Origin of the sequence: Streptomyces sp. SID3212, assembly GCF_009865405.1 — a bacterium.
Classification (GTDB): Bacteria; Actinomycetota; Actinomycetes; order Streptomycetales; family Streptomycetaceae; genus Streptomyces.
In genome coordinates this window covers 1-15,740 of record NZ_WWJY01001046.1, presented here as the reverse complement: position 1 = coordinate 15,740, position 15,740 = coordinate 1, and the positions used below count along the sequence as shown (strand labels likewise).

12 protein-coding genes and 1 riboswitch are annotated in these 15,740 nt (G+C 69.3%); of the genes, 5 read left to right on the top strand and 7 right to left on the bottom strand.

The genetic code is table 11. From position 1 onward, the window contains the following. From GT042_RS30930 to GT042_RS30915, 4 genes are all read right to left on the bottom strand, one after another. A partial coding sequence (locus GT042_RS30930) for a ribonucleoside-diphosphate reductase subunit alpha (RefSeq protein ID WP_161312000.1) occupies window positions 1-2,309 on the bottom strand: 2,309 nt, incomplete at its 3' end. Between the two features lie 144 nt (window positions 2,310-2,453). Continuing rightward, window positions 2,454-2,596: riboswitch (cobalamin riboswitch) on the bottom strand. Window positions 2,597-2,712: 116 nt separating this feature from the next. Then, window positions 2,713-4,356, bottom strand: a complete 1,644-nt coding sequence (locus GT042_RS30925; RefSeq protein WP_161311999.1) for a sodium:solute symporter family protein — start codon at window positions 4,354-4,356, stop codon at window positions 2,713-2,715. Then, window positions 4,353-4,646: a DUF3311 domain-containing protein gene (locus GT042_RS30920; RefSeq protein WP_161311998.1), complete on the bottom strand. Its 294-nt coding sequence runs from the start codon at window positions 4,644-4,646 to the stop codon at window positions 4,353-4,355. The genes GT042_RS30925 and GT042_RS30920 overlap by 4 nt, the downstream gene beginning before the upstream one ends. A gap of 104 nt (window positions 4,647-4,750) precedes the next feature. Further along, window positions 4,751-5,515, bottom strand: a complete 765-nt coding sequence (locus tag GT042_RS30915) for a GntR family transcriptional regulator (protein ID WP_161312002.1) — start codon at window positions 5,513-5,515, stop codon at window positions 4,751-4,753. A 281-nt stretch (window positions 5,516-5,796) separates the two neighbouring features. On the opposite strand from GT042_RS30915, the gene GT042_RS30910 reads away from it, so the two are divergent. The 4 genes from GT042_RS30910 to GT042_RS30895 all read left to right on the top strand — a co-directional run bounded on the left by GT042_RS30910 (window position 5,797) and on the right by GT042_RS30895 (window position 10,708). Further along, on the top strand, window positions 5,797-7,083 hold the full coding sequence (locus GT042_RS30910) for an extracellular solute-binding protein (protein WP_161311997.1): 1,287 nt from the start codon (window positions 5,797-5,799) through the stop codon (window positions 7,081-7,083). A 132-nt stretch (window positions 7,084-7,215) separates the two neighbouring features. Then, window positions 7,216-8,238, top strand: coding sequence for a sugar ABC transporter permease (locus GT042_RS30905; RefSeq protein WP_161311996.1), 1,023 nt, complete (start codon window positions 7,216-7,218; stop codon window positions 8,236-8,238). Between the two features lie 68 nt (window positions 8,239-8,306). Then, window positions 8,307-9,125 carry a carbohydrate ABC transporter permease gene (locus tag GT042_RS30900; protein ID WP_237531367.1) on the top strand — a complete coding sequence of 273 codons (819 nt, stop codon included), beginning with the start codon at window positions 8,307-8,309 and terminating at the stop codon, window positions 9,123-9,125. Window positions 9,126-9,133: 8 nt separating this feature from the next. Next, a complete protein-coding gene (locus GT042_RS30895) occupies window positions 9,134-10,708 on the top strand; it encodes a glycoside hydrolase family 3 N-terminal domain-containing protein (protein WP_161311995.1) in 1,575 nt (524 codons plus the stop codon). A gap of 173 nt (window positions 10,709-10,881) precedes the next feature. Here GT042_RS30895 and nagB read toward each other — a convergent pair whose 3' ends face one another. Beyond that, the gene (gene nagB / locus GT042_RS30890; protein ID WP_161311994.1) at window positions 10,882-11,664 is read right to left on the bottom strand and encodes a glucosamine-6-phosphate deaminase; all 783 of its coding nucleotides are present in this window, start codon (window positions 11,662-11,664) and stop codon (window positions 10,882-10,884) included. Window positions 11,665-12,173: 509 nt separating this feature from the next. On the opposite strand from nagB, the gene GT042_RS30885 reads away from it, so the two are divergent. After that, complete coding sequence (locus GT042_RS30885) at window positions 12,174-13,670, top strand: PAS domain-containing sensor histidine kinase (RefSeq protein WP_202534238.1); 1,497 nt, start codon at window positions 12,174-12,176, stop codon at window positions 13,668-13,670. Between the two features lie 228 nt (window positions 13,671-13,898). Here GT042_RS30885 and GT042_RS30880 read toward each other — a convergent pair whose 3' ends face one another. Both GT042_RS30880 and GT042_RS30875 read right to left on the bottom strand, forming a co-directional pair. Continuing rightward, complete coding sequence (locus GT042_RS30880; RefSeq protein ID WP_004937597.1) at window positions 13,899-14,156, bottom strand: WhiB family transcriptional regulator; 258 nt, start codon at window positions 14,154-14,156, stop codon at window positions 13,899-13,901. A 315-nt stretch (window positions 14,157-14,471) separates the two neighbouring features. Continuing rightward, window positions 14,472-15,440, bottom strand: coding sequence for a diacylglycerol kinase family protein (locus GT042_RS30875; protein WP_161311992.1), 969 nt, complete (start codon window positions 15,438-15,440; stop codon window positions 14,472-14,474). Window positions 15,441-15,740: the final 300 nt, after the last annotated feature.

The following is a 15,740-nucleotide window of genomic DNA, read 5'->3' as shown; positions in this document are numbered from 1 at the left end:
GCCGGCACGGTGGCCGCCGCCTGGGCGCCGCCCGCCGCGCGGGCGATACGCGTCGCGGGGCGCGAGCGCAGGTAGTACGTCGTCTTGAGGCCCTTCTTCCAGGCGTACGCGTACATCGAGCTGAGCTTCCCGATGGTCGGCGTCTCCAGGAACAGGTTCAGCGACTGGCTCTGGTCGAGGAACGGCGTACGGGCCGCAGCCATGTCGATCAGACCGCGCTGCGGGATCTCCCACGCCGTGCGGTACAGCTCGCGCACCTCCGCCGGGATCCAGGTGAAGCCGGCCACCGAGCCGCTGGACTCGCGCAGCGCCTCACGCGTCTGCGCGTCCCAGACGCCCAGGTCCTTGAGCTCCTGCACCAGGTACGAGTTGACCTGGAGGAACTCCCCGGACAGCGTCTCGCGCTTGAAGAGGTTGGAGACCTGCGGCTCGATGCACTCGTACACGCCCGCGATCGAGGCGATGGTGGCCGTCGGCGCGATCGCGAGGAGCAGCGAGTTGCGCATGCCGCTCTTCGCGACGCGGGCGCGCAGCGCCTCCCAGCGCTCCGGCCAGTTCAGCTCGACGTCGTAGTGGTCGGGGTGCAGCACCCCGGCGGCGGTACGGGTCTCCGACCAGGCAGGGAGCGGCCCGTTGCGCTCGGCGAGCGCGCAGGACGCCTCGTACGCCGCGAGCATGATCCGCTCGGCGATCCTCGTGGAGAGCGCGGCGGCCTCGGCGGAGTCGAACGGCAGGCGCTTCTTGAAGAAGACGTCCTGGAGGCCCATCGCGCCCAGGCCCACCGGACGCCACTTGGCGTTGGAGCGGCCGGCCTGCTCGGTCGGGTAGAAGTTGATGTCCACGACCCGGTCGAGGAAGGTGACGGCGGTACGGACGGTCTCGTCCAGCCGCTCCCAGTCGATCTCGCCCGAATCGAGCACGAAGGCGCCGAGGTTGACCGAGCCGAGGTTGCAGACGGCCGTCTCGCCGTCGTCCGTGACCTCCAGGATCTCCGTGCAGAGGTTGGAGGAGTGGACGACCTTGCCGGGCAGGGCGGTCTGGTTGGCCGTACGGTTCGACGCGTCCTTGAAGGTCATCCAGCCGTTGCCGGTCTGGGCGAGGGTACGCATCATGCGGCCGTACAGCTCACGGGCCGGGATGGTCTTCCGCGCCAGGCCGGCGGCCTCCGCCTTGCGGTACGCGGCGTCGAACTCGTCGCCCCACAGGTCCACGAACTCGGGGACGTCGGCGGGGGAGAACAGCGACCACTCGCCGTCCGCGTCGACGCGGCGCATGAACTCGTCCGGGATCCAGTGGGCGAGGTTCAGGTTGTGCGTACGGCGGGCTTCCTCACCGGTGTTGTCCCGCAGCTCCAGGAACTCCTCCAGGTCCGCGTGCCAGGTCTCCAGGTAGACACAGGCGGCGCCCTTGCGCCGGCCGCCCTGGTTGACCGCCGCGACCGAGGAGTCCAGGGTCCGCAGGAACGGGACGATGCCGTTCGAGTGCCCGTTCGTGCCGCGGATCAGCGAGCCGCGCGAGCGGATGCGGGAGTACGAGAGGCCGATGCCGCCCGCGTGCTTCGACAGGCGCGCGACCTGGTGGTAGCGGTCGTAGATCGAGTCCAGCTCGTCCAGCGGGGAGTCCAGCAGGTAGCAGGAGGACATCTGCGGGTGGCGCGTACCGGAGTTGAAGAGCGTCGGCGAGGACGGGAGGTAGTCCAGGCGGCTCATCAGACGGTAGAGGGAGGCGACCTCCTCCAGCGCGCGGACGCTCGTGTCCTCGGCGAGACCGGCGCCGACGCGCAGCATGAAGTGCTGGGGGGTCTCGATGACCTTGCGGGTGATCGGGTGGCGGAGCAGGTACCGGCTGAAGAGGGTACGGAGCCCGAAGTAGCCGAAGCGGTCGTCGGCGTCCTGGTCGATGAGCGCGTCCAGGAAGTCGGCGTGCAGCGCGACGAATTCGGCCGTACGGTCGGCGATCAGGCCCTCGCGGTGCCCCACCGCGACGGACGCGGAGAACGCCACGGCGCCCTGGCTCGCGGCCTCTTCGGCGATGGTACGGGTGAGCAGCCGGGCGGCGAGCCGGGAGTAGGCCGGGTCCTCGGCGATGAGCCCCGCGGCGGCCTCGGTGGCGAGCTCGCGCAGCTCGGCCTCGTCCGACCGGGCGTTACGGCCGCGCAGCGCGGCGCCGGCGACGCGTCCGGGGTCGGTGTCGGGCAGATCGGCGGTCAGGTCGGTCAGGAGCCGCAGCAACGCGGTCCCGGGTCCGTCGGTCACCTGTGCGGAGACCTCGGAGATGCCTGAAGCCGGATCGGCTGGCGCGATGGTCACGTGGTGCTCTCCCTCGCTCGGCTCTGGGCCGTCGGCGGGGAAGCGGGGGCGCGCGGATCCGCCACGTACCCGTCTCCGGGCAGCACGAACCACGGCGTCTCCGGCCCAGCCTCGGGGCCCGGACGTCCTGGCACCCGGTTCGGTCGAGCCGGATGCGTCGCCGGCAGGTCCTCGGACTCACGGGTATGACAAAGCACACCACAGCAGACCGTTGCGGGACAGTTCCGGATTCACACCGGATTCCCCTGCGTCGACAACGAGGTCGAGCATACATCTGGGGGGCGCACGGTGAAGCACCCCCTAGATGTTGTGTCGCGCCCCACTTCGCCCCCCTGTGTCGGAACCGGGAAGGCGGGCCGCCCGGAGTCCGGGGGCCCGCCTTACGCCGTACGCGTGCGCCCTCTCAGCGCACCGGGTCCGGGTCCGGCGGGGTCGCCGGGGACAGCGGGAGGTCCTTCTTCACGCCCGGGTCGCCGATGTCCGCCGTGTAGTCCGACGGGCTCGTCTCGTCCACGCCCTCCGGGGCCTTCGCCGCCCTCAGGGCGAGCGTCAGGACCACCGTCACGACCGCGTTGAGGACGAACGCCGTCAGGCCGATGTAGCCGATCTCGCCGATTCCGGGGATCTCCTTCGAGGAGCCGCCGAAGTGGGCCTGCGTGGGGCTCGCGACGCCGTACGCCGCGATCGTGCCGTACAGCATGCCCACCGCCCATCCCGTGAGCAGCGCCCAGCGGTGGAACCAGCGGGTGAAGAGGCCGCCGACCAGGGCCGGCATCGTCTGGAGGATCCAGATCCCGCCCAGCAGCTGGAAGTTGATCGCCACCGTCTTGTCCATCGTCAGGACGAAGGCCAGCGCCCCCACCTTCACCAGCAGCGACACCAGCTTGGAGACCTTCGTCTCCTGCGCGGGCGTCGCGTCCGGTTTGATGAAGTCCTTGTAGATGTTGCGGGTGAAGAGATTCGCCGCCGCGATCGACATGATCGCGGCCGGCACCAGCGCCCCGATCCCGATCGCCGCGAACGCCACCCCCGCGAACCAGTCGGGGAACATGTTCTCGAAGAGCTGCGGGATCGCCAGCTGCCCGTTGTCGACCTTCACCCCGGCGGCGATCGCCATGAAGCCGAGCAGCGCCAGCAGCCCCAGCATCAGCGAATACAGCGGCAGGATCGTGGTGTTGCGCCGGATCACCTCACGGCTGCGGCTGGAGAGCGTCGCCGTGACCGAGTGCGGATACATGAAGAGCGCGAGCGCCGAGCCGAGCGCCAGCGTCGCGTACCCCCACTGCTGGGCCTCGCCCGGCGCGAGGGCGCCACGTGGCGCCCCGGTCGCCGGGTTCTTCTGCGCGAACGCGTCCCCCGCCTTCGCGAAGATGTCGTCGAAACCGCCCAGTTTGATCGGGATGTAGATGATGGCCACGATGATCACCAGATAGATCAGGGTGTCCTTCACGAACGCGATCAGCGCGGGCGCCCGCAGCCCCGACGAGTACGTGTACGCGGCGAGCACCGCGAACGCGATCAGCAGCGGCAGGTCCTTCACGAACCAGTTCGTGTCCTCGCCGCCGCCGACGCCCATCACGTCCAGCACCGCCTGGATCCCCACCAGTTGCAGCGCGATGTACGGCATCGTCGCGAGGATGCCGGTCACGGCGACCGCCAGCGAGAGCCCCTTCGAGCCGAACCGGCCCCGGACGAAGTCCGAGGTGGTCACGTACCCGTGCTTGTGCGACACCGACCAGAGCCGCGGCAGGAAGGTGAAGATGAGCGGATAGACGAGGATCGTGTACGGCACGGCGAAGAAGCCCGCCGCGCCCGCCGCGTAGATCGCCGCCGGCACGGCCACGAAGGTGTACGCCGTGTAGAGGTCGCCGCCGAGCAGGAACCAGGTGACCCACGTGCCGAACGACCGCCCGCCCAGGCCCCATTCGTCGAGGCTCTGTTCGTTCTCCGCCCGGCGCCAGCGCGCCGCGAGGAAACCCATGACCGTGACGGCCAGGAAGAAGAAGACGAAGACGCCGAGCGCGACGCCGTTCACACCGTCGTTCATCGCGACGCACCGCCCTTGCCGGATCCCGTACGGGAGCGCTGGTCGCGCTGCCACAGCTGGTGGGCGACCATCGTCAGCGCGGCCGACACGACGACCCAGAGCATCTGGTACCAGTAGAAGAACGGGATGCCGATGAACGCCGGATCGGTCCTCGCGTACGAACTCACCCAGAGCAGCGCCACGAAGGGCACGACCAGACAGAGGGCGATGACCACACGGACGGGGGTGACCGTGGGGGGAGGGTTCTCCTCAGGTGTTTCCGAAGGTGATGCTGGCGGTGCTTCTGACATGCGCGGCTCCGTCCCCTCACTGCTCGCCGTTTCGCTGATCGCTTTCGCAACGCGCAGGAAATCTAGGGGACGGCCCCGGCCGAGGGAAGACCGCGAACGGCCGGTCAGTCGGCCGGCCTGCGCAGTCTCGCCACGAACTTGTAACGATCGCCCCGGTACACCGACCGCACCCACTCCACCGGTTCGCCGTTCCCGTCGATCGAGTGGCGCGACAGCATCAGCATCGGCAGCCCGACGTCCGTGCCCAGCAGCCCGGCCTCCCGGGGGGTGGCGAGCGACGTCTCGATCGTCTCCTCGGCCTCGGCGAGGCGCACGTCGTACACCTCCGCCAACGCCGTGTAGAGGGACGTGTACTTGACCAGCGAGCGGCGCAGCGCGGGGAAGCGTTTCGCCGACAGGTGCGTGGTCTCGATGGCCATCGGCTCCCCGCTGGCGAGCCGCAGCCGTTCGATCCGCAGCACCCGCCCGCCCGCGGTGATGTCGAGCAGCCCGGCGAGCGTGTCGTCCGCGGTGACGTACCCGATGTCCAGCAACTGGGACGTGGGTTCCAGCCCTTGGGCCCTCATGTCCTCGGTGTACGAGGTGAGCTGGAGGGCCTGCGAGACCTTGGGCTTGGCCACGAACGTGCCCTTGCCCTGGATGCGTTCGAGCCGTCCCTCGACGACCAGTTCCTGAAGTGCCTGCCGAACTGTCGTTCTCGACGTGTCGAACTCCGCGGCGAGAGTACGCTCTGGCGGAACCGGTGTGCCGGGGGGCAGCGTCCCCGTCATATCGAGCAAGTGCCGCTTGAGACGGTAGTACTTGGGCACGCGCGCCGTGCGTACGGGAGCCGTACCCTCGGACTCCGTACCGCTCCCGTCCGTGGCCATGGCCTGCCTTCCCGACTGTGCTGCTGCCGTCACCGGCTCCTCCGTCTGTCGCGGCTCACATGGTGGCACGGACCGCTCACGGGTCGTCGCCCCTCCTCAGGTGTCGGTCCGATAACGGACGCGACTGTCCTTCTTATACACCCTTGACACCCCCAAAGGTCTAGGCCAAGCTCCCGGTACTGGTCTAAACCATTCAAGGCCAAGCCCCCGACCCCACAGTCACTACTAGTCGTATGGCTTCGCGGTGGGCAGCAGTTGCAGGCATCCCTGAGGAGGGTGGCGTGAAGCGCAAGCTCGTCGCGGCGATAGGTGTCGCGGGCATGATGGTCAGCATCGCCGCATGTGGTTCGGACGACGACAAAGGTAGCGAAACCAAGGCCGGCGGCAGCAAGAACCTGACCGTCTGGGTCATGGACGGCTCCGCCCCCGACGCCTGGATCAAGGGTGTCAACAAGGAGTTCGAGGCGGCCCACAAGGGCGTCAAGGTCAAGGTCGAGATCCAGCAGTGGAACGGCATCCAGGAGAAGGTCACCACCGCCCTCTCCGAGGACACCCCGCCGGACGTCCTCGAACTCGGCAACACCCAGACCGCGGGCTACGCGGTCACCGGCGGTCTCGCGGACCTCACCGGTGACAAGGCGGCGCTCGGCTACGACGGCTGGAACAAGGGCATGCTGGCCTCCACCGAGCTGGACGGAAAGCTGTACTCCGCCCCTTGGTACGCCGCCAGCCGCGTCGTCGTCTACGACAAGGCCATCTTCAAGAAGGCCAAGGTGACCCCGCCGACCACGCGTGACGAGTGGATCGCCGGCCTCAAGAAGATCCAGGCGTCGGACAAGAAGGTCCAGCCGATCTACCTGCCCGGCCAGAGCTGGTACGTGTACTCCGGCTTCGTCTGGGACGAGGGCAGCGACCTCGCGGTCAAGGACGGCGACCAGTGGAAGGGCAACCTGGCCTCCCCCGAGGCCACGGCCGCCATCAACTTCTACAAGGAACTCCAGTCGTTCTCCACGGCGCCCAAGGACAAGGACGAGGCGACCCCTCAGCAGTCCACCGACGTTGTGCCCAAGGGTGACGTCGCGTCCTGGATCGGTCTCGGCTGGGAGGCCGGCGGCGCGATCGACGCCATGAAGAAGGCCGGCAAGACCGCCGACTTCGGCTACTTCCCGATCCCGGGCAAGACCGCCGACAAGCCGGGCTCCGTCTTCTTCGGCGGCTCCAACCTCGCGGTGGCCGAGCGCTCCCCGAACAAGGACCTCGCCAAGGAGTGGCTGGCCCTCGCCGCGGGCAAGGAGCAGATGGCCAAGTACGCGGAGGCCACCGGCGGCGCCCTGCTGCCGAACAACGACGCGTCGCAGTTCGCGCCCCCCGCCGCCTCGTTCGCCGAGGCCATGGCCAAGTCGGCGCCCGTCGGCAAGATCACCCCGGTCACCCCGGGCTGGGCGAACGTCGAGACCGCGCCCAACCCGATCAAGGACTACATGACCAAGGTCCTGAACGGCGAGGACCCGAAGAAGGCCGGCGAAGCGGCCGACAAGGTCATCGACGAGCGCATCAACCAGCAGTAGTCGTCACCACCCGGTGGTGCGGGCGGTGTTCAGCACCGGCCGCGCCACCGGGTTCTGTTCGTGCACAGCGGCCCGCCGTCCGCGGGTCGCGCCCGGCCGGGCGCGGGAGCCCCAGAACCGCGAGGAAAGACCATGACCGTGCACTCCCAGGGAGCGGTGACCGCCGCACCCGAGGACGCGCCCGGAAGGGCGGCAGGGGAGTCGACGACTCCGCCTCCCCCCACCGGATCCCAGGAAATCCACACCCCTCCACGCGGTAGACGCTCCCGGCTCGGCGGGCTGGTGCCGTACCTGCTGATCGCCCCCGCGGTCCTCTCGATGGCGGTGCTGCTCCTCTATCCGCTCGTCAAGAACGTGATCCTCTCCTTCCAGCAGGTCAACAGGAAGGAACTGATCACCCGGCTCCCCGAATGGGTCGGCTTCGACAACTACACGGAGCTGCTCAAGGACCCGGACTTCTGGACCGTCGTCGTCCGCAGCCTGGTCTTCACGGTCGCCAACGTCCTCCTGATCATGGTCATCGGGTCGCTGATCGGCGTGCTGCTCAACCGCCTCGGCACCAAGATGCGCCTGGTCCTCTCGCTCGCGCTCATGCTCGCCTGGGCCATGCCCATCGTCGCCTCCGTGACCGTCTTCCGGTGGCTGTTCGACGAGCAGTTCGGTGTCGCGAACTGGGTGCTGCGTACCCTCGGATTCTCCGGCTACGAACAGCACAACTGGTTCGAGACCGGCTTCTCGACCCTCGTCATCGTCACGCTTCTGATCGTCTGGGGCTCGATCCCCTTCGTCGCGCTGAACATGTACGCCGGTCTCACCACCATCGGCAGCGAGCTGTACGAGGCCGCGAAGATGGACGGCGCCAACGGCTGGCGCACCTTCTGGTCGGTGGTCTTCCCGAACCTCAGGCCCTTCTTCATGATCACCACGTTCCTGGAGATCATCTGGGTCTTCAAGGCGTTCGCGCAGGTGTACGCGATGAACCTGGGCGGTCCTGACCACGCGTCCGAGACCCTCCCCGTGTACGCGTACATCACCGGCCAGGGCCTGTTCCGCTACGGCCTCGCCGCCGCGATCTCCGTACTGACCATCGTGATGCTGATCGCCATCATGTCCTTCTACTTCCGCCTGATCCTGAAGCAGGAGGAGGAGCAGTGAGCACCACCCTCACCAAGCCGCCCGCCGACGCGGTCCCCGCGGCCCCGGCGGCCCGCAACAAGAAGCCCCTGCGGCCCGGCGCGATCGCCAAGAACGTGGGCGCGCTCCTCATCGCCCTGGTGCTGATCTTCCCGGTCTACTGGATGTTCGCGTCCTCGCTGAAGCCCCAGAGCCAGATCCTCACCAAGGACCCGGTCTTCGTCTTCACCCCGACCTTCGAGAACTACACCAAGGCGACCGGCGTCGACCTGTTCTGGACGTACGTCACGAACAGCCTGATCGTCACGATCGGCGCGGTGCTGATCTCCCTGGTCGTCGCCCTGGCCGCCGCCTTCGCCATCGCACGGATGAAATTCCGCGGGCGCAAGGGCCTGGTGCTCGGCGTCATGATGGCCCAGATGGCACCGTGGGAAGTCATGGTCATCGTGGTCTACATGATCGCCCGTGACGGCGACTACCTCAACAGCCTCGGCACCCTGACGGCTATCTACTTCGTCATGGTGCTGCCCTTCACCATCTGGACCCTGCGCGGCTTCATCGCCGCCGTCCCGGTCGAGCTGGAGGAGGCCGCCCTGATCGACGGCTGCAACCGCGGCCAGGCGTTCATGAAGGTCATCTTCCCCCTGCTGGCCCCCGGCCTGATGTCGACCTCGCTCTTCGGCTTCATCACCGCCTGGAACGAGTTCGCGATGGTCCTGATCCTGAACAAGGAGAAGGAGTCGCAGACGCTGCCGCTCTGGCTGACCCAGTTCCAGACCGCCTTCGGCAGCGACTGGGGTGCGACCATGGCCGCGTCCACGCTCTTCGCCCTCCCCGTGCTCATCGTCTTCGCGTTCCTCCAGCGCCGCGCCGTCGGCGGTCTGACGGCCGGCGCGGTGAAGGGATAACACCACCCATGACCACACTCCTGACGGGTACGGACACCCTCACCCGCGACGCCCTCGCCGTCCTCCAGCCCGGCTTCGCCGGCGACACGGCCCCCGACTGGGTCCTGCGGCGGATCGGCGAAGGCCTGTCCTCCGTCGCCCTGTTCGGCCGCAACATCCGCACACCGGAGCAGATCTCCGCGCTCACCGCCCAGCTGCGGGCCGAGCGCGACGACCTCCTCGTCGCCATCGACGAGGAGGGCGGTGACGTCACCCGCCTGGAGGTCAGGCACGGCTCGTCCTTCCCCGGCAACTACGCGCTGGGTACGGTCGACGACCTCGACCTCACCCGGGCCGTCGCCCGGGAACTGGGGCGCCGGCTCGCCGCGTGCGGGGTGAACTTCAACTGGGCGCCCTCCGCCGACGTCAACTCCAACCGGAACAACCCGGTCATCGGGGTACGGTCCTTCGGCGCCGATCCCGACCTGGTGGCCCGGCACACCGCCGCGTACGTCGACGGTCTCCAGAGCGCCGGCGTCGCCGCCTGCGCCAAGCACTTCCCCGGGCACGGCGACACCGCCGTGGACTCGCACCACGCGATGCCCCGCATCGACGTGGACCTGGACACACTGCACGCCCGTGACCTGCTGCCTTTCCGGGCGGCCGTCGCGGCGGGTTCCAAAGCGGTGATGAGCGCGCATATCCTGCTTCCCGCGCTCGACCCCAACCGCCCCGCGACACTGAGTCCGCAGATCCTGCTCGGCCTCCTCCGTGAGGAACTGGGCTTCGACGGCCTCATCGTCACCGACGGCATGGACATGGAAGCCATCGTCGCCACGTACGGGATCGAGCGCGGCACCGCCCTCGCGATCGCGGCGGGCGCCGACGCGATCTGCGTCGGCGGCGGCCCGTCCGACGAGGGAACCGTACTGCGGCTGCGCGACGCGCTGGTGGCGGCGGTACGGGACGGCGAACTGCCCGAGGAGCGTCTGGCCGACGCGGCCGCGCGGGTGCGCGCGCTCGCCGACTGGACGGTTCGGGTCAGGGGGGCTGCGGAGCCGGGCGCGGATTCACAGGAGGGGACCGCGCCCGGCACCACAAGCGTGACGCTGAGCGGCTCTTCGGGTGTGGCCGCCGACGCCCCGGTCGGACTGGTCGCCGCGCGCCGCGCCGTGCGGGTCACCGGCACGGGAAAGCCGCTCGACGAGGCGCCCTACGTCGCCGCCTTCACCCCGATGGCGAACATCGCCGTCGGCGACGAGACCCCGTGGGGTGTCGCGCCGGAGCTGGAGCGGCTGCTGCCCGGCACCGAGACGGGCGCGTACAACAGCGCCGGGATCGACGGTACGGACACCGCCGCGCTGACCGGGAAGGTGCTCGCCGCCGCCGGTGACCGCGTGATCGTCGCCGTCGTACGGGACCTGCACCGGCACGCGTGGATGGCGGACGCCCTGGACGCGCTCCTCGCCGCACGGCCCACGACGGTCGTGGTCGAGATGGGCGTGAACGAGGCGGAGCCCAGGGGCGCGCTGCACATCGCCACGCACGGCGCGGCGCGGGTGTGCGGCACGGCGGCGGCCGAGGTCATCGCGGGCCGCGCCTGACCGGCGGGACACCCAGGAGCTGAGTCCCGGCCGGTGGCGTTGTCCTGGCCGGGACGGAAATGACGAGTGCCGGACCACCCCTCGCGGGCGGTCCGGCACTCGTCTTCGTACGTCCGGAGAAGGCGCGGCCGTCCGGAGAAAGCGCGGCCGTGCGGAGGAAGGCGCGGTCGCCCCTACAGCCCCTGCCAGTCCGGCTTGGCCGCGTACGTGTCCCGGAAGTAGTCCGCGAGCTTGAGCTTCGAGGCGGCGGCCTCGTCCACGACCACCGTGGCGTGCGGGTGCAGTTGCAGCGCGGAGGCGGGCACCAGCGCGGCGACCGGACCCTCGACCGTCTGCGCCACGGCCTCCGCCTTGCCCTCGCCGGTGGCGAGCAGGATCAGGTGGCGCGCTTCGAGGATCGTCCCGATGCCCTGGGTGATCACGTGGTGCGGGACGTCGTCGATGCTGTCGAAGAAGCGCGCGTTGTCCTCGCGGGTCTGCCGGGTCAGCGTCTTGATGCGGGTGCGCGAGGCGAGCGAGGAGCACGGCTCGTTGAAGCCGATGTGCCCGTCCGTGCCTATGCCGAGCAGCTGGAGGTCGACCCCGCCGGCCTCGGCGAGCGCGCGGTCGTACGCCTCGCATGCCGCCAGGATGTCCTCGGCACTGCCGTCGGGGCCCAGGAAGGACTCCTCGGAGAGACCCAGCGGCGCCACGACCTCGCGCAGGACGACCGAGCGGTACGACTCCGGGTGGCCCTGCGGCAGCCCCACGTACTCGTCGAGCTGGGCGATCCTGGCACCCGAGGCGTCCACCGCCCCGGACCCGACCAGGGCCGACAGCGCCCGGTAGATGGGCAGCGGGGTCGATCCCGTGGCCACACCGAGGAGGGCGTCGCGCTTGCGGCGCAGCAGCGCGGCGATGGTGTCCGCGATGAGCTCGCCGCCCGCGGTGGCGTCCTGGACGATGACAACTTCCACGCTGGGGCCTGCCGATCTGAGGAAGGGGCTTTTTGTGGTATAGACCAATCTAGCAGAGGGGCCGGACGCGTCCAGGGGGCAGTACGGGCGGGCGTGCGCGCCGTGCGTGGATGTCGGGGACGCGCCGGGGCGCGGAGTTGGGGCGGGCGCCCCCGGGGCCGGAAACACCCGCGGGCCGCGGCGCCGCGACGGGACCCTCAACCCGTCCGGCACCGCAGCCCGGAGTTGCTACGGCCGGCAGGTGTGCGGTCCCGCTCGGCCGTGGGGGAGGCCTCGGCGCAGTCAGGGCAGAGAGCGCCGGGTACCTCGTTCCGCGCTCCTGTGCGGGGAGCGCGGAAGCTCTTTACCGAATCATTGTGGACTAGACCATTCCGCCCTGTCCATCCATTCGGGCGGGCGATTTCCGGCCCTTGGCGGCCAGGAAGGAAGCGGGCCCGCGGCCTTCGCGCCGGGCCCGATCGCGGTTCGTCCCGGTTCCTGCCGCGGGTACGCTCGCCTGTGTGCCCTCCATGAACGACCTCGTCCGCCAGCACACCGCCCTGAGCGAATCCGACCTCGAGTGGCTCCACCTGCTGGTCTCGGAGTGGCAGCTGCTCTCCGACCTGTCCTTCGCCGACCTCGTGCTGTGGGTCCCTACCCGGGACGGTACGCGCTATGTCTCCGTGGCCCAGATGCGCCCCAACACCGGCCCCACGTCCTACCAGGACGACATGGTCGGCCACCTCGTCCCCCGGGGCCGCAGACCCCTGCTGGACGCCGCCCTGGACGAGGGGCGGATCGTCCGCGAGGGCGACCCGGAGTGGCGCGAGGAGGTGCCCGTACGGGTCGAGTCCATCCCCGTACGCCGGGACGGCCGCGTCCTCGGCGTCATCGCCCGCAACACCAACCTGCTCACGGTCCGCACGCCCAGCCGGCTGGAGCTGACCTACCTCCAGTCCGCCTCCGACCTCGCCCAAATGATCGCGGCGGGCTCCTTCCCGTTTCCCGGGCAGCAGGTCGACATGGACGCCTCGCCGCGCGTCGGCGACGGACTCATCCGGCTCGACGCCGACGGGGTCGTCCAGTACGCGAGCCCCAACGCCCTCTCGGCGTATCACCGGTTGGGACTCGCGTCCGACCTGGTGGGACATCACCTCGGACGGACGACCGACGAACTGGCGCCCGCCCGGGGCCCGGTGGACGAGGCCATGGTCAAACTCGCCAGCGGTTACGCCCCCCGGGAGACCGAGGTCGAGGGCAGCGGCGGGGTCATCCAGCTGCGCGCCATCCCGCTCAAACCCAAGGGCGTCCGGATCGGTTCGCTGGTCCTCTGCCGTGACGTGACGGAACTGCGCCGCCGCGAGCGCGAGTTGATCACGAAGGACGCCACGATCAGGGAGATCCACCACCGGGTCAAGAACAACCTCCAGACGGTCGCCGCGCTGCTCAGGCTCCAGGCCAGGAGGATGGACTCACCGCAGGGCCGGGAGGCCCTCAACGAGGCCGTACGGCGCGTCGGTTCGATCGCGATCGTGCATGAGACGCTGTCCCAGAATCTGGACGAGCGGGTGGAGTTCGACGAGATCGCGGACCGGGTCCTCGCGATGGTGGCGGAGATCTCGCCCGGGGTGGTCGCCTGCCGGCGGACCGGACGGTTCGGGATCCTGGACGCCGAGGTCGCCACCCCGCTCTCGATGGTCCTCGCCGAAATCCTCCAGAACGCGCTGGAACACGCCTTCGCGCCGGGCGAACAGGGCCGCGTCGAGGTCTCGGCGGTCCGCAGCGGCGACCAGCCGGCGGCGAAACGCGGCGAAGGGGTGCGCTCCGACGCCCGGTTGCTCATCACCGTCCAGGACGACGGGGTCGGACTGCCCGAGGGGTTCGACCCGCAGCGGACCGGAAATCTGGGACTCCAGATCGTACGGACGCTGGTGGAGGGGGAGTTGGGCGGCAGCTTCGACATGGTGCCCAACCCCGGGGGCGGTACGCGCGTGGTCCTCGACATACCGGTGGAGCCGCAGAAGTAGCCGTACGGGTGAGGCTGTTCGACCCGGTCCGTCGCACGCACGTCACACGTCATAAGTCACACGTCGCACGTCACAAGCATCGAGCCCCGGACCGTGGTGACGGTCCGGGGCTCGGTTCGAAGCTCACATTGCGATGCGCATCGGGGGGTACTGCGCGCTGCGTTTCGGGGGCGGGGCCGTGCGCACTCTCTGTGCGCTCCGCCTGGCCGGGGCTCGTTGCGGGGTGGGTCAGGCGGTCGCGTTACGCGCCCGGTTGCGAGCGGCGCGGCGCTTCATTGCGCGGCGCTCGTCCTCGCTGAGGCCACCCCAGACACCCGAGTCCTGGCCGGACTCGAGCGCCCACTGCAAGCACTGCTCCATGACGGGGCAGCGACGGCAGACGGCCTTGGCTTCCTCGATCTGCAGCAGCGCAGGACCGGTGTTGCCGATGGGGAAGAAGAGCTCGGGGTCTTCCTCGCGGCAAACGGCGTTGTGACGCCAGTCCATGGCTGCTACCTCTCTTGGTGTGACGAACATGTTGCTTGTGAATGTGAACGCTTTCACGAATCCCCCGACAAGGGAAGGGCCGACCGCCAGACAAGCTGGTGTGGTCCTTGAATGAGGAGGGGTTCTGGTTCTCAGGGAGGCCGGTGTTGCGGGCCGTCCCGATCGCCATGTAGAGATTCGCAAACCTCGGCGGCGGATACAACCCCTTCTGGAAAGTTTTTTTTGATTCCTCGGTGACGACTCCGTCACAGCCGTACTTCCATGGGGTGGATGCCAGCCTAAACGTTCGAGTGGAAGGACTTTGGGTCCTTCCACTCACACAATCACACGCAGTGCACGGCGAACGCCTGTGAACGTCACACTGGTGCGCAGTCCAAGGTGGTCGCCGTCCATCTGGAAGGGCAGGCGCGCCTTGGAATGCAAGGTGAAGTCCGTCAGGTCGTGGAGCGCCACGGCATGGCGTCCGTGGGGCCCTTTTTCAGGGGACGAAGTGAGCAATTGGGTCGCGTACCGCGCCACCGCCGCAGGGCTCAGACTGTTCAGCCCGAGCACGTCCAGCGCGGTGTCGAACGAGGCGCCCGGGGACGCGTACAGGGGACGATTGCCCAGGTAGGACCAGGGGGCGGTGTTGCAGACTATGGACAGGACGAGGTCCGTCACGGGGTCCTCGCCGGGGCGGTCCAGGGTGATCACCCCGTGCCGGCGGTGGGGCTCGTCCAGGAATTGCCGTACCACCTGGCGCACATAGAGGGCGTGCGTCGATCTTTTCCCGCGCTCCCTCTGTTGTTCGACTCTTCCGACCACTCCGGCGTCGAATCCGAATCCGGCACAGAAAGTGAACCATCGTGACGGAACCGATTCGTCTTCCGTGCCCGGAGTCCCGGCCGCCAGTCCCAGCCCGACCGTACGTTCGCTCTGCCGGGCCAGTGCGTCCAGAATCGCGCCGGTCGCCTCGACCGCGTCATTGGGCAGTCCGAGCGCACGCGCGAACACATTCGTCGAGCCGCCGGGGACGACCGCGAGACGCGGCAGCCGGTCCGGGTCGGGGCCGTGGTGGAGCAGCCCGTTCACGACCTCGTTGACCGTGCCGTCGCCGCCGAGGGCGACGACCAGTTCTATGTCGTCCGACTCGGCCGCCCGCCGGCCCAGGTCCCGGGCGTGCCCCCGGTACTCCGTCGTCACGGCCTCCAGCTTCATCTTGCTGGCGAGCGCGTGGATCAGTACGTCACGGGTGCGGGCACTGGTGGTGGTTGCTGCCGGATTGACCACGAGGAGTGCGCGCATGGTCAGCAGATTACCGGCCGGGGCGCGGTCGGGTCGCCTCGGGACGGGCGGGCTGCCTGGTGGTACGGGAGGGGGGCGCTCGGTGGCACGGGAAGAGGCGCACCCGGTGGTAAGGGGAAAAGGGGCGCGCGCCCGTACGGGAGAAGGCCTGGCCGTCCGTACGGCAGGAGGGCTGGGCGGCCGGGCGGGAAAAGGCGGCGGCTACCCTGCTGGGGTGAGCAGCAGCGAAGAGACCGGCCCCGCGTCCACGCCCGCGTCCTTGTCCGCGTCGGCGTCGGGCCCGGCGTCCACGCCCGCGTC